The sequence below is a fragment of the Shinella lacus genome (genome assembly GCF_010994755.1).
Classification (GTDB): domain Bacteria; phylum Pseudomonadota; class Alphaproteobacteria; order Rhizobiales; family Rhizobiaceae; genus Shinella; species Shinella lacus.
The window spans coordinates 1-18724 of record NZ_WHSB02000015.1 but is presented as its reverse complement, the minus strand read 5'-3'; the positions used below and the strand labels follow the sequence as shown (position 1 = coordinate 18724).

The 18724-nt window shown below is 65.0% G+C and carries 17 protein-coding genes; 8 read left to right on the top strand and 9 right to left on the bottom strand.

Features of this window, described 5'->3' with window-relative positions:
- Position 1: 1 nt before the first annotated feature.
- The 4 genes from hisH to GB927_RS27415 all read right to left on the bottom strand — a co-directional run bounded on the left by hisH (position 2) and on the right by GB927_RS27415 (position 2020).
- Positions 2–643, bottom strand: a complete 642-nt coding sequence (gene hisH, locus GB927_RS27430) for an imidazole glycerol phosphate synthase subunit HisH (RefSeq protein WP_256120410.1) — start codon at positions 641–643, stop codon at positions 2–4.
- A gap of 1 nt (position 644) precedes the next feature.
- The gene (locus GB927_RS27425; protein ID WP_256120409.1) at positions 645–1115 is read right to left on the bottom strand and encodes a DUF2628 domain-containing protein; all 471 of its coding nucleotides are present in this window, start codon (positions 1113–1115) and stop codon (positions 645–647) included.
- 25 nt (positions 1116–1140) lie between these two features.
- The gene (hisB, locus tag GB927_RS27420) at positions 1141–1734 is read right to left on the bottom strand and encodes an imidazoleglycerol-phosphate dehydratase HisB (RefSeq protein ID WP_256120408.1); all 594 of its coding nucleotides are present in this window, start codon (positions 1732–1734) and stop codon (positions 1141–1143) included.
- Between the two features lie 157 nt (positions 1735–1891).
- A complete protein-coding gene (locus GB927_RS27415) occupies positions 1892–2020 on the bottom strand; it encodes a hypothetical protein (RefSeq protein WP_256120407.1) in 129 nt (42 codons plus the stop codon).
- A gap of 227 nt (positions 2021–2247) precedes the next feature.
- Here GB927_RS27415 and hslV point away from each other — a divergent pair, with 227 nt between their 5' ends.
- The 5 genes from hslV to GB927_RS27390 all read left to right on the top strand — a co-directional run bounded on the left by hslV (position 2248) and on the right by GB927_RS27390 (position 7239).
- Positions 2248–2805, top strand: coding sequence for an ATP-dependent protease subunit HslV (gene hslV / locus GB927_RS27410; protein WP_256120406.1), 558 nt, complete (start codon positions 2248–2250; stop codon positions 2803–2805).
- Positions 2795–3337, top strand: coding sequence for a GNAT family N-acetyltransferase (locus GB927_RS27405; RefSeq protein WP_256120405.1), 543 nt, complete (start codon positions 2795–2797; stop codon positions 3335–3337). The genes hslV and GB927_RS27405 overlap by 11 nt, the downstream gene beginning before the upstream one ends.
- A complete protein-coding gene (hslU, locus tag GB927_RS27400; protein WP_256120404.1) occupies positions 3334–4644 on the top strand; it encodes an ATP-dependent protease ATPase subunit HslU in 1311 nt (436 codons plus the stop codon). Before GB927_RS27405 ends, hslU begins: the two co-directional genes overlap by 4 nt.
- Positions 4645–4837: 193 nt before the next feature.
- The gene (locus GB927_RS27395; RefSeq protein WP_439655537.1) at positions 4838–5773 is read left to right on the top strand and encodes a DUF1402 family protein; all 936 of its coding nucleotides are present in this window, start codon (positions 4838–4840) and stop codon (positions 5771–5773) included.
- 56 nt (positions 5774–5829) lie between these two features.
- Entirely contained in the window at positions 5830–7239 is a 1410-nt protein-coding gene (locus GB927_RS27390) for a cytochrome P450 (RefSeq protein WP_256120403.1), read from the top strand.
- Here GB927_RS27390 and GB927_RS27385 read toward each other — a convergent pair.
- Positions 7184–7735: a hypothetical protein gene (locus GB927_RS27385; protein ID WP_256120402.1), complete on the bottom strand. Its 552-nt coding sequence runs from the start codon at positions 7733–7735 to the stop codon at positions 7184–7186. The genes GB927_RS27390 and GB927_RS27385 overlap by 56 nt on opposite strands.
- Positions 7736–7858: 123 nt before the next feature.
- On the opposite strand from GB927_RS27385, the gene GB927_RS27380 reads away from it, so the two are divergent.
- Both GB927_RS27380 and GB927_RS27375 read left to right on the top strand, forming a co-directional pair.
- Positions 7859–9862: a hydantoinase/oxoprolinase N-terminal domain-containing protein gene (locus GB927_RS27380; RefSeq protein ID WP_256120401.1), complete on the top strand. Its 2004-nt coding sequence runs from the start codon at positions 7859–7861 to the stop codon at positions 9860–9862.
- A 138-nt stretch (positions 9863–10000) separates the two neighbouring features.
- The gene (locus GB927_RS27375; protein WP_256120400.1) at positions 10001–12160 is read left to right on the top strand and encodes a malate synthase G; all 2160 of its coding nucleotides are present in this window, start codon (positions 10001–10003) and stop codon (positions 12158–12160) included.
- A gap of 62 nt (positions 12161–12222) precedes the next feature.
- Here GB927_RS27375 and GB927_RS27370 read toward each other — a convergent pair whose 3' ends face one another.
- On the bottom strand, positions 12223–12882 hold the full coding sequence (locus GB927_RS27370) for a L,D-transpeptidase (RefSeq protein ID WP_256120399.1): 660 nt from the start codon (positions 12880–12882) through the stop codon (positions 12223–12225).
- 385 nt (positions 12883–13267) lie between these two features.
- Here GB927_RS27370 and GB927_RS27365 point away from each other — a divergent pair, with 385 nt between their 5' ends.
- Positions 13268–13798, top strand: coding sequence for an MmcB family DNA repair protein (locus tag GB927_RS27365; protein WP_256120398.1), 531 nt, complete (start codon positions 13268–13270; stop codon positions 13796–13798).
- Between the two features lie 3 nt (positions 13799–13801).
- Here the strand turns inward: GB927_RS27365 and GB927_RS27360 are convergent, their stop codons facing one another.
- The 3 genes from GB927_RS27360 to hrpB form a co-directional block, all read right to left on the bottom strand.
- Positions 13802–14374, bottom strand: coding sequence for an ActR/PrrA/RegA family redox response regulator transcription factor (locus GB927_RS27360; protein ID WP_256120397.1), 573 nt, complete (start codon positions 14372–14374; stop codon positions 13802–13804).
- Positions 14375–14451: 77 nt separating this feature from the next.
- Positions 14452–15753 carry an ActS/PrrB/RegB family redox-sensitive histidine kinase gene (locus tag GB927_RS27355; RefSeq protein ID WP_256120396.1) on the bottom strand — a complete coding sequence of 434 codons (1302 nt, stop codon included), beginning with the start codon at positions 15751–15753 and terminating at the stop codon, positions 14452–14454.
- Between the two features lie 86 nt (positions 15754–15839).
- The gene (gene hrpB, locus GB927_RS27350) at positions 15840–18308 is read right to left on the bottom strand and encodes an ATP-dependent helicase HrpB (protein ID WP_256120395.1); all 2469 of its coding nucleotides are present in this window, start codon (positions 18306–18308) and stop codon (positions 15840–15842) included.
- Positions 18309–18724: the final 416 nt, after the last annotated feature.

Sequence of the window (18724 nt, the reverse complement as noted above, 5' to 3'; positions counted from 1 at the left end):
GTTACGGCTTCCAGCGCAGGAAATTGGTGATGAGGGCGAGGCCGAGCGTCTGGCTCTTTTCCGGATGGAACTGCGCACCGGCCTTGTTGCCGTTGGCGACGAAGGCGGTCATCGGGCCGCCGTAGTCGACGGTCGCGACCACGTCGTCCGGGTTTTCCGCGGCGAGATGGTAGGAGTGCACGAAATAGGCGTGCAGTTTCTCCGGTATGCCGTCGAACAGCGGGTGCGCACGCTTGCGGTCGAGTGTGTTCCAGCCGATCTGCGGGATCTTCAGGCTCGCATCGTCCGGCGTCATCAGCACGACGTCGCCCTTGATCCAGCCCAAGCCCTCGGTCGTCGTCTTTTCCAGGCCGCGCGAGGACATGAGCTGCATGCCGACGCACACGCCGAGGAAGGGGCGTGCCTTCGCCTCGACCGTCTCGCGCAAGGCCTCCACCATGCCGGGCACGGCATCGAGGCCGCGGCGGCAATCGGCATAGGCGCCCACGCCGGGCAGCACGATGCGGTCGGCGCTGGCGACGCGCTCCGCCTTGTCCGTCAGGTCGATCTCGGCGTCGATGCCGGCCTCGCGGGCCGCGCGTTCGAAGGCCTTGGTGGCCGAGCGCAGGTTGCCCGAGCCGTAGTCGATGATTGCAACGCGCATGTCAGCGTCCTTCCCCGAAACCGACCAAGCCAAGCATGGGAGCGTGCCGGCGCGTGGAGGTTTCCGATGCCGGCAGGGAAACGGTGTGACGTGTCTCCGGTTCGCCTGCCTTGATGTCCATGTAGTAGATCTCTTCCGCCGTTGCACGGTCGTCGGCCGATATGACGGCATCGACCGTCCAGCCCGCCCGCCTGAGACCGGCGACGATCATCGTGGGGCCTTCAAGCGCCACGAGAAGACTGGTCGCAAGGCAAATCCCGACGCCGGCAAAGCCGAAGACGGGATGCTCAGAGAGGACCGAACCCAGCGACTGTATGGCGAAGACAAGGGCTGCGGCCAGCCAAGCACGATGCCACAGCAGCCAGATGTACGGTAAAAAGAACGCGATCCACGAAAAATGATCACGGATGATCCGGGCGTTTTCGTCCTGGGATTTCGCACCCGGCGGTATCAGAAAGAGGAACGTGGCCATCGACAGGCCTCCAGATAAGCCGTGGTTAGGCCAGCGAACCCTTCGTCGAGGGAACGCGGCCCGCCTGGCGGGGATCGATCTCGGTCGCGGTGCGCAGCACACGCGCGACGGCTTTGAAGCACGTCTCCGAGATATGATGGTTGTTGGCGCCATAGATGTTCTGGATATGCAGTGTGATGCCGGCATGCTGGGCGAGCGCGTTGAAGAACTCGCGCACCAGCTCGGTGTCGAAGGTGCCGATCTTCGGCGCGGAGAAAGCGACGTTCCAGACGAGGAAGGGGCGGCCGGAAACATCCACCGCTGCGCGCGTCATCGTCTCGTCCATGGCGAGATCCAGCGAGGCGTAGCGCGTGATGCCACGACGGTCGCCGAGTGCCTTGGCGATGGCCTGGCCGATGGCGATGCCGGTGTCTTCCACGGTGTGGTGATCGTCGACATGCAGGTCGCCCTCGGTCTTGATCTCCATGTCGATCAGCGAATGGCGCGACAGCTGGTCCAGCATATGATCGAAGAAGCCGACGCCCGTCGAAATGGTCGATGCGCCGGTGCCGTCGATGTTGACGGCGACCGATACGGAGGTCTCGTTCGTCTTGCGCGAAACGCTGGCGGTGCGGCTCATTGCAGTCTCCGGTAATTTTACCGCCGCTCCTTAACAGGGCTCTTCATAAAACGCCAGTCTGCTGAGGCTTTCGGGAGGCAGGCCAAAAGCGCTCTGCCGGTTGCCCGGCAGTGAGTAGAGGCCCTGAAAGAACGAAGCCGGCTTTCGCCGGCACCATTCACTTCTTTTTTGTCGAGCTTTCGCTGTTCTTGACCTGCGAACCCAGCGTCGGCGCGGCCTTTTCGACGGCCTTGTCCTTCTTGGGTTTTCGGGTTTCCTTGTTGCTGCGGACCTGACCTTTGGCCATTGCCGTTTTCCTCCAGTTGATGGGAGACCATAACCCACGCATCGTGGAGAGAAATCAAGGCCTTTTTTGAGCCGTACAATCCCTGATCGGCGGCGCGGCGCAAACCGACGCGGCGCCACGTTTGCAATTGCGCAAACGCCGCTTACATAGAGGACAACGAGGCCGCCTCGCTGGCGGCGACACGCCCGGGATGCCGGGCCTTTGCAGGTCTATCCAAAGGTCTATCGATGAGTGAACACAATCCTTACGCTTCCATGCACGCCACGACGATCATCACCGTCCGCAAGGACGGCAAGGTGGTCATGGCGGGTGATGGCCAGGTGAGCCTTGGCCAGACGGTGATGAAGGGCAATGCGCGCAAGGTGCGTCGCCTTGCCAAGGGCGACGTGATCGCCGGATTTGCCGGCGCCACCGCCGACGCCTTCACGCTGCTCGAGCGGCTCGAGGCCAAGCTCGAACAGTACCCCGACCAGTTGATGCGCGCGGCCGTCGAGCTTGCCAAGGACTGGCGGACCGACCGCTACCTGCGCCGTCTGGAAGCCATGATGCTGGTCGCCGACAAGTCTGTGACCCTGGCGCTCACCGGCAACGGCGATGTGCTGGAGCCCGAACACGGCACCATGGCGATCGGCTCCGGCGGCAACTATGCCTATGCCGCCGCCCGCGCGCTGATGGACACGGACAGGTCGGCCGAAGACATTGCGCGCCGCGCCATGCAGATTGCCGGCGACATCTGCGTCTATACCAACCACAATGTCGTGGTGGAGACGCTGGATGCCGCTTGATCCCGCCCGGATCGGCTTTTCTCCCGTGGGAGAGAAGCATTACCCGCTGCTTCTCGCGTGGCTGAACGAGCCGCATGTGCGAGAATGGTGGGGCGATCCCGACGAGGAAATCGGCTTCATCCGCGAGATGGTGGAGGGCAGGGACACGACGCGTCCCTTCATCATCACGCTCGACGGGGAGCCGGTCGGCTATATTCAAGTCTGGTTTCTCGGCCACCACCAGAACGAGGAATGGACGAAGGACAATCCCTGGCTCCTGGAGCTGCCGCAGGAGGCCGTCGGCGTCGATCTGTCGATCGGCCACGCGGACAAGCTTTCGCAGGGCATCGGCTCTGCGGCGCTCACCGCCTTCGTCGCCTATCTGCGTGGGCTCGGCCACGAGACCATCATCATCGACCCCGATCCCGCCAATGCGCGCGCGGTTCGTGCCTATGCCAAGGCCGGCTTCCGGCCGGTTCCGCAACTGGAAGGCCGCACCGGCGCCGAGGCGCTGATCATGCAATTCGACCCGAAAGCGAACGAGATACCATGACCAACTTTTCCCCCCGCGAGATCGTCTCCGAACTCGACCGCTACATCATCGGCCAGCACGACGCCAAGCGCGCCGTCGCCATCGCGCTCAGGAACCGCTGGCGCCGCCACCAGCTTGAGCCGGACCTGCGCGACGAGGTGATGCCGAAGAACATCCTGATGATCGGCCCGACCGGCGTCGGCAAGACCGAGATTTCGAGGCGCCTGGCGAAGCTCGCCGGCGCGCCCTTCGTCAAGGTCGAGGCCACCAAGTTCACCGAGGTCGGCTATGTCGGCCGCGATGTCGAGCAGATCGTCCGCGACCTCGTCGAGGTCGGCATCGGCCTGGTGCGCGAGAAGAAGCGCGCCGAGGTGACGGCCAAAGCCCATATGAATGCCGAGGAACGGGTGCTCGACGCGCTGGTCGGCGCCACCGCTTCGCCGGCAACGCGCGATAGCTTTCGCAAGAAGCTGCGCAACAACGAGCTGGACGACAAGGAAATCGAGGTCGACGTTGCAGATAGCACGGGCGGCATGCCCGGCGGTTTCGAGATCCCCGGCATGCCGGGCGCCAATATCGGCGTGCTGAACCTCTCCGAAATGTTCGGCAAGGCGATGGGCGGCCGCACCAAGAAGGTGAAGACCACGGTCAAGGATAGCTACAAGATCCTGGTCGACGACGAATCCGACAAGCTGCTCGACAACGAGCAGATCCAGCGCGAGGCGATCCGCTCGGCCGAAAACGACGGCATCGTCTTCATCGACGAGATCGACAAGATCGCCGCGCGTGACGGCGGCATGGGCGCCGGCGTGTCCCGCGAGGGCGTGCAACGCGACCTGCTGCCGCTCGTCGAAGGCACGACGGTCGCCACCAAGTACGGGCCGGTGAAGACGGACCATATCCTCTTCATCGCGTCGGGCGCCTTCCATGTCTCGAAGCCCTCGGACCTTCTGCCGGAACTCCAGGGCCGCCTGCCGATCCGCGTCGAGCTCAAGGCGCTGACGAAGGAGGACTTCCGCCGTATCCTGACGGAGACGGAGGCAAGCCTCATCCGCCAGTACAAGGCGCTGATGGAGACGGAAGGCGTCACGCTGGACTTCACCGAGGACGCGCTCGATGCGCTCGCCGACGTCGCCGTGCAGCTCAATTCCAGCGTCGAGAATATCGGTGCCCGCCGTCTCCAGACGGTGATGGAGCGGGTGCTCGACGAGATCTCCTTCGAGGCGCCGGACAAGCCGGGCAACAACCTCGTCATCGACGCGGAATATGTGCGCAAGCATGTCGGCGCGCTGGCGGCCAATACGGACCTCTCGCGCTACATTCTGTGACGTTTCGGCACCGGTGGCGGCAGATGCCGCCGCCGGTGCCGGATTTTTGACGGGAAGGGGCCTCGACAGCAACGGTGTCGCGGCCTAGGTCATTGCCACGCCTTGGCATCATTCCGACATCATTGCGTTGCATCGGTCTCGCGCCATTCGCCGATATTGTGATCAGACGGGAACCGGAACCGTGCGACAGCTCATCCCTGTGCTTGCCCTTGCAGCCGCCCTTTTTGTCCAGAGCCAGACCGTGGCGCTGGCGATCGACGTGGTGCCGTCCGGCAACCGCAATGCCGAGCAGCCGAACATTCCGGGCGCCTCCGTGCGCCGCACCAAGGCGGGAAAAACCTCCTTCGACGCGAAATACGAGAAGGTGCGCGATCTTCTCGCCAATGACGGCGAGCTTACCGGCAAAATCAAGTCGGTGGCCGGCAAATATGGCATCGACCCCATCCACATGGTCGGTGCCATCGTCGGCGAGCACACCTACAATGTCGACGCCTATGACCGGCTGCAGAGCTATTATGTGAAGGCGGCGTCCTATACCGGCTCTTTCCGCTTCGCCTATGACGGCGAATCCGTCGCGGATTTCGTCGATCGCCCCGAATTCTCGAAATGCGCGGACAAGAAGGGCTCCTATTCGCTCTGGACCTGCCGTGAAACGGTGTGGAACCGGAGCTTCAAGGGCCGCACGGTCGGCGGAACGTCCTTCCCGAACAACCGCTTCAGCGCGGTGTTCTTCCAGCCCTTCTATGCCGGCCAGACTTTTGGCCTCGGCCAGATCAACCCTCTGACGGCGCTGACCCTGACCGACGACGTCGCGCGCATTTCCGGCTACGAGCGGCTCGACGAGGCGGACGCGGCCGGCGTCTACAAGGCCATCATGGATCCGGACATCTCGCTTGCCTACATGGCCGCCTCGATCCGCCGCTCGATCGACGCGTATAAAAAGATCGCCGGCGTCGACATCTCGAAGAACCCGGGCCTGACGGCGACGCTCTACAATATCGGCAACCCGGATGCCCGCGCCGCCACCTTCGCCGCCCGCCGCGCCTCAGGCGAGGCGACCTGGCCGGAAGAGAACTACTACGGCTGGCTGATCAACGACAAGCTGGCGGAGCTGCGCTCGCTGCTCTAACTTTCGCCTACCTGTCGGCCCAGTCTGTGCACGAGCCGAGCCCAAGGAGGCAGATCATGGACATGCGTCCCGAGCCGTTCGAACCGCCGGCGCCCATTCCGCGCACGGTGCCGCCGTCGAAGCTCGAGATCATCCGCACCGTGTTCCGCAATCCGCTGGAACTCTGGGGCGAGCCCTCCTATACGCTGCCCTGGATCATGACGAGTTTCTTCGGCGAGAAGACGCTGATCGTCAACGATCCCGGCCTCATCAAATACCTGCTCGTCGACAATGCGCAGAACTACAAGATGGCGGTAGTGCGCCAGCTCGTGCTGCGCCCGATCCTGCGCGACGGCCTGCTGACGGCCGAGGGCGCTGTGTGGCGGCGGTCGCGCAAGGCGGTCGCGCCGATCTTCACGCCGCGCCATGCCAAGGGTTTTGCCAGCCAGATGCTGGCGCAGTCGGAGAAATACGCCGAAAAATACGAAGGCGCCGACGGCACGGTCTTCGATATCGGCAACGACATGACGGAGCTCGCCTTCGCCATCCTCTCCGAGACGCTGTTTTCCGGCGAGATCGTCACCTCCTCCAACAACTTCGCCGACGACGTGGACGATCTCCTGCACTCCATGGGCCGCGTCGATCCGATGGACCTTTTGCGCGCACCCGCCTGGGTGCCGCGGATCACGCGGATCGGCGGCGCAAAAGTGCTTGGCAAATTCCGGCGCATCGTGCGCGATACGATGGAGATGCGGCAGAAGCGCATGGAGAGCGGTGCGGACAATGCGCCGAACGATTTCCTGACCCTATTGTTGCGCGCCGCGGGGCCGGACGGGCTCAGCATGGAGGAGATCGAGGACAATATCCTCACCTTCATCGGCGCGGGCCATGAGACGACGGCGCGTGCGCTCGCCTGGACGCTCTATTGCGTTTCCAACAGCCCGCATGTGCGGGACGCCATGGAAGCGGAGATCGACCAGGTGCTGGCGACGGGTTCCGATCCGGTGGAATGGCTGGAGCTGATGCCCTGGACGCGCGCCGCCTTCGAGGAGGCGATGCGGCTCTATCCGCCGGCGCCCTCGATCAACCGCGAGGCGATTTCCGACGACGTCTGGACGAGCCCGAAGGGCGAGCGGGTCGAGATCCCCAAGGACGTCACGATCCTCGTCATGCCCTGGACGTTGCACCGCCATTCGCTGCTCTGGCAGAAGCCGCGCGCCTTCATGCCGGAACGGTTCCTGCCGGAGAACCGGGACAGCATCCACCGTTTCCAGTACCTGCCCTTCGGCGCCGGCCCGCGCATCTGCATCGGCGCGACCTTCGCCATGCAGGAGGCGATCATCGCGCTCGGCGTGCTGATGCACCGTTTCCGCTTCGACATGACGGAGGACACGAAGCCCTGGCCGGTGCAGCGCCTGACGACGCAGCCTTCTAACGGACTGGCGTTGCGGGTGACGGCTCGTCGGCCCGCTTCTTCCCCTTCTTGATCGTCTTGATCGAGGCGCAGGTCGCGTCCGGGTTCTTGCAGGGCTGGTAGACGACGATCTCGCTGCCGCTGCCGTCGTCCCAGACGGCCTGCACGGCGATCGTCTGCGCCTCGCCCGGCTTCAGGCCGAGATAGAGCCAGTTCTGGCTGTCATCCGACGGCAGGTTGAAGGGAAGCTCCGGATCGCATTTGGCGAGCGGAAAGCGCTGGTCGAGCGTCTCGGAATTGATCGAATAGCGGATTTCCGAGAGCCGGCAATGCATGGTCTGCAAGGCCGTGAAATAGATCAGCTGCTGGTCGGCGAAGTTGCGGAACTGCACCCAGCCCGTCTGCTTGTTGGCATCCAGCATCGCCTTGTAGATCGAAACGGCCGGGATCTGCGCCTCGTACTGCTCTTCGTCCTCTTCCTGGGCGAGCGCCGGCAGGCTGCCGGCAAGAAGCGCCGCACCGAGAAGAAGCGCCGCGGCAAGCGGCTTTCGGGTGGAGAAATCGATCACTGGCAAGCTCCCCGTTCTTTCACCGCATGTCGCCGGTGGAATGGTGGCAATTGGTTCGGACATGCAATAACACCATTCCAGGCCGCTTTGAAAAGGCCTGGCAGGAAGTCCGGAAGAATTCTCGTGGCAGACCAGTTGTTACTCGGCATCGATACCGGCGGCACCTATACCGATGCCGTGCTCTACAGTGAAACAAGGGGCGTCATTGCCCGCGCCAAGGCGCTCACCACGCGCCACGACCTTTCGGTTGGCATTGCCAGTGCGGTGGAAGCGGTGCTGGCCGAGGCGAAGGCCCCGGTTTCCGCCATCGGCCTCGTCTCGCTGTCCACGACGCTCGCCACCAATGCGCTGGTCGAAGGCCAGGGCGGCCGCGCCGGCCTGGTGATGATCGGCTTCGGCCCACAGGACCTGAAACGCGACGGGCTTGCCGATGCGCTCGGCAACGATCCGGTTCTGTTCCTGCCCGGCGGCCACAATGTGCACGGCAACGAGACGCCGCTCGACATGACGGCGCTGGACGAAGCCCTGCCGGACCTGTCGCAAAATGTCTCCTCCTTCGCTGTCGCCGGCTATTTCGCCGTGCGCAACCCGGCGCATGAGGTGCGGGTGCGCGACCGCATCCGCGCCGTGTCGCACCTGCCCGTCACCTGCAGCCACGAACTCTCCTCCAAGCTCGGCGGCCCGCGTCGCGCGCTGACGACCCTGCTCAATGCCCGCCTCGTCTCGATGATCGACCGGCTGATCGGCGCCTGCGAGGATTATCTGGAACGCCGCGGCATCCATGTGCCGATGATGGTGGTGCGCGGCGACGGCGCGCTGATCTCGGCGGCCGAGGCACGGCTTCGCCCGATCGAGACGATCCTCTCCGGCCCCGCCGCAAGCCTGGTCGGCGCGCGGCACCTGACGGGGCTGGACGACGCCGTCGTCTCCGATATCGGCGGCACGACGACGGACGTGGCGGTGCTCGACAAGGGGCGGCCGAAGCTTGATGCGGAGGGCGCCGTCGTCGGCGGCTACCGCACCATGGTCGAGGCGGTGGCCATGCGCACCTTCGGGCTCGGCGGCGATTCGGAGGTGCGCATCAATGATCGCGGGCTGAAGGCGAAGATCGATCTCGGCCCGCGCCGCTTCCTGCCCTTGAGCCTCGCCTCCGCGCTGCATCCGGATGCCATCATCCCCGTGCTGGAGCGCCAGCTCCGGACGCCGCATATGGGTCGCCATGACGGGCGCTTTGCCGTGCGCACCGGCGTGCCGGAGCGGCTGGCAAGCGGCCTCCAGCCGCAGGAACAGGCGCTTTACGAAAAGATCGGTGCCGTGCCGCTGCCGCTCGACGGGCTGCTCGTCACCACGCTGCAAAAGGCGACGCTCGACCGGCTGGTTGCCCGCGGCCTCGTGCATCTGTGCGGCATCACGCCGTCGGATGCCATGCATGTGCTCGGCGGCCAGGGCCAGTGGGATGCCGCGGCTGCCCGCCTCGGCCTGGAGCTTGCCGCGCGCAGCAAGGACGGCACCGGCCGGCCGATCGCCGAAAGCCCGGAGGTTCTGGCGCGCCTGCTGGTCGATCGGCTCACCCGCCAGTCGGCGGATGTCATTCTCTCCGCCTGCCTTGCCGATGACGGGGCGGCGATCGATCCGGCCAATTCCATCTCCATCGACCGTGCGCTGCATCGCGCCCCCGGCATCGTGAAATTCCGCATCGCGCTCGACCGGCCGCTCGTCGGCCTCGGCGCCTCCGCGCCCGTCTATTATCCCGATATCGCCGAGATGCTCGGCGCCCAGTCCTCCATTCCGGCGGACGCCGGCGTGGCGAATGCCGTCGGCGCGGTCGTCGGCCAGGTGCGCACCGTCGTGACGGTCTTCGTGACCATGCCGGACGAGGGCATCTTCATCGTCAATGGTGCGGGCGAAAGCGTGCGCCTCATCGACGAGGCCGCCGCCTTCTCGCTCGCCAAGGAACGGGCGATGACGGCGGCGCTGCATGCTGCCCGGGCCAATGGCGCGGACGAGCCGGTGGTGACGCTCGGCGAGGAGATCGATGCGCCGGAAGTGGAGGGCAGTCGCAAGCTCGTCGAGGCGCGTTTTACCGCCACGGCAAGCGGCCGGCCGCGCATCGCGGAAGAGGCGTGAAACGGCCCAAAGGTATGATTTTATCCGATCGGGAATAAATTCTTTATGTCATTGCCGAATTGACTATGAATGAAAGCTCCGGAAAGTGACAGCATTCGGGATACTCCCCCATCGTCCCGTCATTCGGAGCCTTTTCAGATGACTTATACCGACAAAGCCGGTCTTTCGATCGACAGCGCCCTTCACGACTTCATCGTCACGGAGGCCCTTCCCGGCACGGGCGTGGACGCAGAACGCTTCTTTGCCGATTTCTCCGCCATCGTGCATGACCTTGCGCCGGAAAACCGCGCGCTGCTGGCGAAACGCGATGCGCTTCAGGAGAAGATCGACGCCTGGTATCGGGTGAACGGTGCGCCGTCGGACATGGCGGTCTATGAGGCGTTCCTGCGCGAGATCGGCTACCTGCTGCCGGAGGGCGGCGAATTCCAGGTGACGACGGAAAACGTCGATCCGGAAATCGCCAGCCTCGCCGGCCCGCAGCTCGTCGTGCCCGTCATGAATGCGCGCTACGCGCTGAACGCCGCCAATGCGCGCTGGGGCTCGCTCTATGATGCGCTCTACGGCACGGATGTGATCCCGGAAACGGACGGCGCGGAAAAGGGCAAGGGCTACAATCCGAAGCGCGGCGAAAAAGTCATCGCCTGGGCCAAGGCCTTCCTCGACGAGGCAGCGCCGCTGGCTGATGCCCACTGGGCCGATATCACCGGCATCGAGGCCGGCGCGGAACTGCATCTCAAGGCAGGCGATCGCGCCGTCTCGCTGAAGCGGCCGGAGCAATATGCCGGCCATGCGGAGCACGAGGACTGGCGCCATGTGCTTCTCAAGAACAACGGCCTCGGCATCGAGATCCTCGTCAACCGCGGCTGGGAGATCGGCAAGACCGATCCGGCCGGTATTGCCGGCGTCAACATTGAGGCCGCGCTGACGACGATCATGGACTGCGAGGATTCGGTCGCCGCCGTCGATGCCGAGGACAAGGTCCTCGTCTATCGCAACTGGCTCGGCCTGATGAAGGGCGATCTGAAGGAAAACGTCCGGAAGGGCGGCGAGACGATCGAGCGCAAGCTCTACACTGACTTTACCTATACAGCGCCGGACGGCTCGCCCTTCGAGGTGAAGTGCCGCTCGCTGATGCTGGTGCGCAATGTCGGCCACCTGATGACCAATCCGGCGATCCGCGACCGCGACGGCAACGAGGTGCCGGAAGGCATCATGGACGCCATGGTGACGGCGCTGATCGCGCTGCACGATATCGGCCCGAACGGCCGCCGCAAGAATTCGCGCGAAGGCTCGATGTATGTCGTCAAGCCGAAGATGCACGGGCCGGAAGAGGTCGCCTTCGCGTCGAAGCTCTTCGGCCGCGTCGAGGCCGCCGTCGGCATGGCTCCGAACACCATCAAGATGGGCATCATGGACGAGGAGCGTCGCACGACGATCAACCTCAAGGAAGCGATCCGCGCCGCCAAGGAACGCGTCGTCTTCATCAATACCGGCTTCCTCGACCGCACCGGCGACGAAATCCACACCTCGATGGAAGCAGGCCCGATGATCCGCAAGGGCGACATGAAGCAGGCCGCCTGGATCGGCGCCTATGAGAACTGGAACGTCGATATCGGCCTGGAATGCGGGCTCTCCGGCCATGCGCAGATCGGCAAGGGCATGTGGGCCATGCCGGACCTGATGGCCGCCATGCTGGAGCAGAAGATCGCGCATCCCAAGGCTGGCGCCAACACCGCCTGGGTGCCGTCGCCGACCGCGGCGACGCTGCATGCCACGCACTATCACAAGGTCAATGTCGCCGACGTGCAGGCGGCGCTCCGGTCGCGCCCGCGGGCAAAACTGTCGGATATCCTCTCGGTGCCGGTCGCCGTGCGGCCGAACTGGACGCCGGAGGAAATCCAGCGCGAACTCGACAACAATGCGCAGGGCATCCTCGGTTACGTCGTGCGCTGGGTCGATCAGGGCGTCGGCTGCTCCAAGGTGCCTGACATCAACAATGTCGGCCTGATGGAAGACCGCGCCACGCTGCGCATCTCCGCCCAGCACATGGCGAACTGGCTGCACCATGGCGTCGTGACGGAGGCCCAGATCGTCGAGACGATGCAGCGCATGGCCGCGGTCGTTGACGGGCAGAATGCAGGCGACCCGCTCTACCGGCCGATGGCCGGCAATTTCGACGGCTCGATCGCCTTCCAGGCCGCGCTGGAACTGGTGCTCAAGGGCCGCGCGCAGCCGAACGGCTATACCGAGCCGGTCCTGCACCGCCGCCGCCTCAAACTGAAGGCCGCAAACGCCTGATAAAATAAAAAGAAGCCGCCGGATCGCTCCGGCGGCTTCTTCCTTAAGCGGATTTTTTCCGCTTACTGCTGGACGACGACGCGGGCACCCTGGCCGGGACGCACGCGCTTGTAGAGGTCGATGATGTCCTGGTTCATCAGGCGAATGCAGCCGGACGATGCGGCCGTGCCGATGGAGGCCCATTCCGGCGTGCCGTGCAGGCGGAACAGCGTGTCCTGGCCCTTCTCGTTGAAGAGATAGAGCGCGCGCGCGCCAAGCGGGTTCTTGAGACCCGGTCCCATGCCGTCCTTGACGTAGCGTGCGACGTCGGGCTTGCGGTCTGCCATTTCCTGCGGCGGATGCCAGGTCGGCCATTCCTGCTTCCAGGCAATATAGGCCTCGCCCTTCCAGGCAAAGCCCGACTTGCCGACGCCGATGCCGTAGCGCACGGCCTTGCCGCCGGGCAGCACGTAATAGAGGAAGCGGTTCGGCGTGTTGACGATGATCGTGCCGGGCTTTTCCTTCGTCGCGTAATCGACGATCTGCCGGTGGAACTTGGTGTTCACGCGGGCGATCGGGATCGCCGGCAGAGCATAGCCGTTGTCCTCAACAGGGCCATAATCCGCGGTAAAGATAGCATTGGTTGCCACCTTTTCGCCCGGAAGGGACGTGGAGGAGGAGCATCCGGCGAGCGTGACGGCTGCTGCTAGGCCGCACAGAAGGAGGGCATTGCGGAAGCGCATGTGATTCTCTTGAATAGGGATTAAGAAGTTCCGAGGCGCGGAGCTTTTATCAACTATGGTTTATTTTCGATTAAACCTGTCAATGCAAGTCTGCACGCTCCAGTGCGGGCTCCAGGCAAAGCAAAAAGACGGGTGATTGTTTTTTTGCAACAATAATGCCCGTCTACCCGCCGCTTTCGCCGCATCCGTGCCATGCCAAGCACGCCTGCGCGGCCCGTTCAATGGTCTTCTCGTCCGCTGGCCCGAAGCCGCACAGGAACCGCCGGGCGCAGTTAACGGAGTCTTCCCGGGGCTGCGAATCAGCAGGCCGCCTTAACTTTTTCTCCGGCCGCAGACCCGTCGGCCCGATTTCACGATAAAATGCGATTCGCCGAGGTTGGACCCTATGACGATCGTCTCCATTCACAATGACAATCCGCTGCTCGACGGCCGCCAGTCGGACCGCGCCATGATGGTGCGCCGCGGCGTGCAGCGCATGCTGACGGAGATGCGCCATGCGGTGCTGCCTGAGCTGACGCTTGCCAGCGGCCGGCGCGCCGATCTCATCAGCCTGTCCGACAAGGGCGAGATCTGGATCGTCGAGATCAAGACGTCGATCGAGGATTTCAAGGTGGATCGCAAATGGCCGGATTACCGCCGCCATTGCGACCGCCTGTTCTTCGCCACCCACAAGGACGTTCCGCTCGACATCTTCCCGGAGGATTGTGGCCTGATCCTGTCGGACGGCTACGGCGCGCATATGCTGCGCGAGGCGCCGGAACACCGCCTGCCGCCGCCGACGCGAAAGTCCGTGACCTTCGCCTTCGCCCGCGTCGCCGCCGGCCGCCTGCTGCTGGCGGAATTTTCCATGGATGCCCGGCGCGACGGGCCGGACATGTCCGCGATCGTCTCGGGACGGCGCGACGAGCCCGCTTGAGGGTTATTTCGGCGCGCGTTTTGCCAAGATGCGCTGGAGCGTGCGGCGGTGCATGTTGAGGCGGCGCGCCGTCTCCGAAACGTTGCGGTCGCACATTTCATAGACGCGCTGGATATGTTCCCAACGCACGCGATCCGCCGACATCGGGTTTTCCGGCAGTTCCACCCGCTCGCCCGGGCGCTGCGTCAGCGCGGCGAAGATGTCGTCGGCATCGGCCGGCTTGGCGAGATAGTCGACCGCGCCGAGCTTCACCGCGTTCACGGCGGTGGCGATATTGCCATAGCCGGTCAGCATGATGATGCGCGTGTCGTCGCGGCGCTGGCGGATGGCGGCGATCACGTCGAGGCCGCTGCCGTCGCCGAGCCTCAGATCGACCACCGCATATTTCGGCGGGTTCGTCTTGGCCTTGGCGATGCCTTCCGCCACCGATTCGGCGGTGTCGACGGTAAAGCCGCGCGTCTCCATGGCGCGCGCGAGGCGGCGCAGGAACGGGCCGTCATCATCGACGACGAGAAGCGAAGGGTCCGGCCCGATATCGTCGGTTGCCGTGATGGGTGTATCGCTGTTTTCTGCCATTTTTCGTCTTCCAGGGCCGATTTTCGTCCATTCTTGATCAGGATCAGCTTATCACCCGTAAGGTGAGGCGGGTAAAGTCATTTTGCACCCTTTGCCTCCATGCGCGCCCGCGGCCAATCGACCGACACGCGCGCACCCGGCCGGTCGCCGGTGCGGTTGCCGAAGGTCAATTTGGCGCCGGAACGTTCGAGCAGCGTCTTGGCGATGAACAGGCCGAGCCCCAGCCCGCCGGCCCGCTCGTCGCGCTGGCGCTTCGTGACATAGGGGTCGCCGATGCGTTGGAGAATATCCGCCGCATAACCGTCGCCGTCGTCCTCGATGACAATCGTCACCCGCTCCGCCGTATGGCTGACGGTGATCGTCACCTCTTCGCGCGCATGGTCGACGGCGTTTTCGAGAAGGTTGCCGAGGCCGTAGAGAATGCCGGGGTTACGGTTGCCGACCGGCTCGCTCGCCCGCTCGCCGTTTTCCACCAGGTTGAGCCGGATGCCGAATTCGCGATGCGGCGCCAGCACCTCTTCCAGTAGCGAGGACAGCGGTAGTACCCGCATATGCGCTTCGTCCTCGGCCGAAAGCGTGGTGAGCCGGCGGAGAATGTCGCGGCAGCGCTCGCTCTGGCTGCGCAGCAGCTGCACGTCCTCGCGAAACCGGTCGTCCGTGCCGAGCTCGCGCTCCATCTCGCGCGCCACGACGCTGATCGTGGCGAGCGGCGTGCCGAGTTCATGCGCCGCCGCTGCCGCGAGACCATCGAGCTGCGAGAGGTGCTTTTCACGCTGGAGGATGAGTTCGGTCGCCGCCAGCGCATCGGAAAGCTCGGCCGCCTCGCGTGACACCCGATAGGAATAGAAGGCGGCGAAGGCTGTGGTCGAGACGATGGCGAACCACAGGCCGGCCGTCAGGATCGGCGGAACGATGAGCACGGTGCCCGGAAACCACGGCAGCGGAAACGGCGTGAAGGCCATGGCCGTGATGCCGAACACCGAAAGCAGGCCGAGCGGCAGGCTGAAACGGATCGGCTGGAGCGAGGACGAGATGATGACGGGCACGCAGACGAGCGGCGCAAAGGGATTGGCCAACCCGCCGGTAATGAAGAGCAGCGCCGTCAGCTGGCAGAGATCGAAGGCGAGCAGCAAGAAGGCGGAAAGCGGCGTCAGCCGGTGCGCCGGCGGAAAGCGCACCGCGAGGAAGAAGTTCACCGCCGCCAGGAGTGCGATCAGTACGGAGGCCGGCAGCAGCGGCAGCGGAAATTCCAGCCACAGCCCGACGACGATGACGGTGATCGACTGCCCGGCCACCGCCAGCCAGCGCAGCCGGATGATCGTCTCGAGGCGCAGGCGCCGGCCGGAGCCCTCGAAGTCGATATCCTGATAGAATGCCATCCCGTCGTCCTTTCCATGCTTTAGGTTTTTGTTTTTGCCGCATTATCCGACGCCGAAGCGATGCCGCTTCGGCTGGAAATGCTCTATCACGTGCCGCGCGGCTTGACGCGCGTCGTCGGCATGGCCTCGGCGGGGTCCTCCGGCCAGGGATGCCTGGGATAGCGCCCGCGCATGTCCGCGCGCACGTCCCGCCAGGAGCCCGCCCAGAAGCCGGGAAGGTCGCGCGTCGTCTGGATCAGCCGGTGCGCCGGCGATTGCAATTCGAGAAGCAGCGGCAGCCGCCCGCCCGCGACGGAAGGATGCTGCTTCAGCCCGAACAGTTCCTGCACGCGGATCGCCAGGACAGGCTCGTCGCCATCGTAGCGGATCGGGTGGCGCTGGCCGGTCGGCGCCTCGAAATGGGTGGGCCCCAGCCGCGCGAGATCGCGTTGCACCTCATAGGGCACCAGCGCCATCAGCCCGTCCTGAAGCCGTGCGGAGGAAATTTCGTCGATGCCGCGCGCCGTTTCCTGGAACGGCACGAACCAGGTTTCGAGCGCGGCGAGCAGCGCGTCGTCGCTTGTATTAGGCCAGGGTTCGCCGATCGAGCGATGCAGGAAGCCGATCCGATCGCGCAATTGCGCCGCCTCGCGGGAAAACGGCAGGACCTGGAGGCCGAGCTGGCGAACACCGTCGGCAAGCGCCAGCGCCGCCTTCGGCCCGCTCGGCCGGGGAAGGGGCGTCTCCTCAAGGATCATCGCGCCGAGCCGAACCACTTTTCGCGCCCGCACCTGCCGGCTGGGGCGGTCGAAGACGCACTGGTCCTCGCGCACGATCTTTTCCGCGAGCCCGGCTTCCACCTCGGCGCGGTCGATTTCGGCCGCGGCGAGAATGCGCTGGCGCCCGGCCTGCCCGGTCAGGTCGGCCACCACGATCATCTCCGCGCCGGCAAGCCGCTCGGTCTCCGGCAGTTCGGCGCCGCGTCCATTGGCCATGACGAACCGCCCCCGGCCGCCCCGTTGCAGGGCGACCCGGTCCGGAAAAGCATGCAGCAGCAGCGCGCCCGGCATGCTCGCCGCACTCCTCGTGGCCTTGCCGAAACCGTCCGCCATGCGCTGCGCCAGCCGCCGCGCGGCCTCCGCCCGTTCGCCCCGCTCGTTGGAAAAGCGCCGCAAGCGCTCCTCGATGTCGATGGCAGGGCCGCCGAGCCCCTGTTCGGTGAGCAGCACGGCAAGCCGCGCCGCCGGCACCTGTTCGCCATCCTGCGCGGCATGCAGGATCATCGCGGCCAGCCGCGGCGGCAGCGCCAGCTCACGGATGCGTTTGCCGGCCGGCGTCAGCGCTCCGGCCGCGTCGAGCGCGCCGAGCAGGCGCAGCAGGTTTCGCGCCTCTTCCACCGCCGCCGCGGGCGGCTGGTCGACGAGGCGGAGGGCGGCGGGATCGCTCACCCCCCAATGAGCAAGATCGAGCATGAAGCCGGAAAGGTCGCTCGACAGGATCTGTGGCGGCGTGAAGGCCGGCAGCGCCGCCGTCTGCCCGGCATGCCACAGCCGGATCGCGATACCCGGCTCCGTTCGCCCGGCGCGCCCGGCACGCTGGTCGGCGGAGGCGCGCGACACGCGCACCGTCTCCAGCCGCGTGATGCCGGTCGCCGCCTCGAAGACCGGCAGGCGCTGCAGGCCGCTGTCGATGACGATGCGCACACCGTCGATGGTGATCGAGGTTTCGGCAATCGAGGTCGCCAGCACGATCTTTCGCATGCCGGCAGAGGTGGGCTGGATCGCGGCGTCCTGTTCCTTCTGGCTCAGGTTGCCGAAGAGCGGCACCACCGTCGTCTCCGCCCCGAACCGGCCGTCGAGCCGTTCCGCGGTGCGGGTGATCTCGGCCTGTCCCGGCAGGAAGGCGAGGATCGACCCGCTCTCCTGGCGATGCGCCTCTATAATGGCGCGCGCCATACTATCCTCTATGCGCTCGCCGGCCGGCCGGTCCTGATAGCGGACGTCCACGGGAAAGGCGCGCCCCTCGCTGACGATCGCGGGTGGATGGTCGAGCAGCGCCGACACTCGCTCAACATCCAGCGTCGCCGACATGACGAGGATGCGCAGGTCCTCGCGCAGCGCCGCCTGCACGTCGAGCGCCAGCGCCAGGCCGAAATCCGCATCGAGCGAACGCTCGTGGAATTCATCGAAAAGCACGGCGGCGATACCGGGCAATTCCGGATCGTCGAGGATCATGCGGGCGAAAACGCCTTCGGTCACCACCTCTATACGCGTCTTCGCGGAAACGCGGTTGTCGAGCCGCATGCGATAGCCGACCGTGTCGCCGACCCGTTCGCCGAGAAGGGCGGCCATGCGGCCCGCCGCCGCCCGCGCCGCCAGCCGGCGCGGTTCGAGCAGGATGATCCGCCCGTCGCCCCGCCAGGCCTCGCCAAGAAGGAAGAGCGGCACCAGCGTCGTCTTGCCGGCGCCGGGCGGCGCGGAAAGCACCGCGCGTGTCCCCACGGCAAGGGCTGTACCGAGCGCAGGCAGCGCCTCGGCAACGGGCAGGCGCGGCAGCGTATCGATGACCGACGCCATTCCTAGAGAAATCCGTCGTTGAAAGGGGCGCCTATATAGAGGGCGGACATGTGTCTCTCCGGTCTCGTTTTCCTTGCCTGAATAGCCCGCCGGCGGTGCCGAGAGAAGAGCCGCAGAAAGACCGCACGGGGAGCCGGAACGTCCGTCATGGATTTGTCATGCGGTTTTACCGTTTGGACAAGATTTTTGCCGGTGTTTCGGTGCCGCCAAGACCATCGAGACGTTAACCAAACGAGAAAGTCTTGTCTTTTCAACGCGTTGTCACTTTTTTGATTTTTCTTGTTTTGAGCTGTTGACGTGTTCGTATAGGTGGGCTTATAACCCGCTCATCGAACGAGAGCGGCGGCGCTTCTGGCGGCCGACGAACTCGCTCCAAGGTTTCCTGACGGAGCTGGTGAGAATTGAGCCGAACCTGG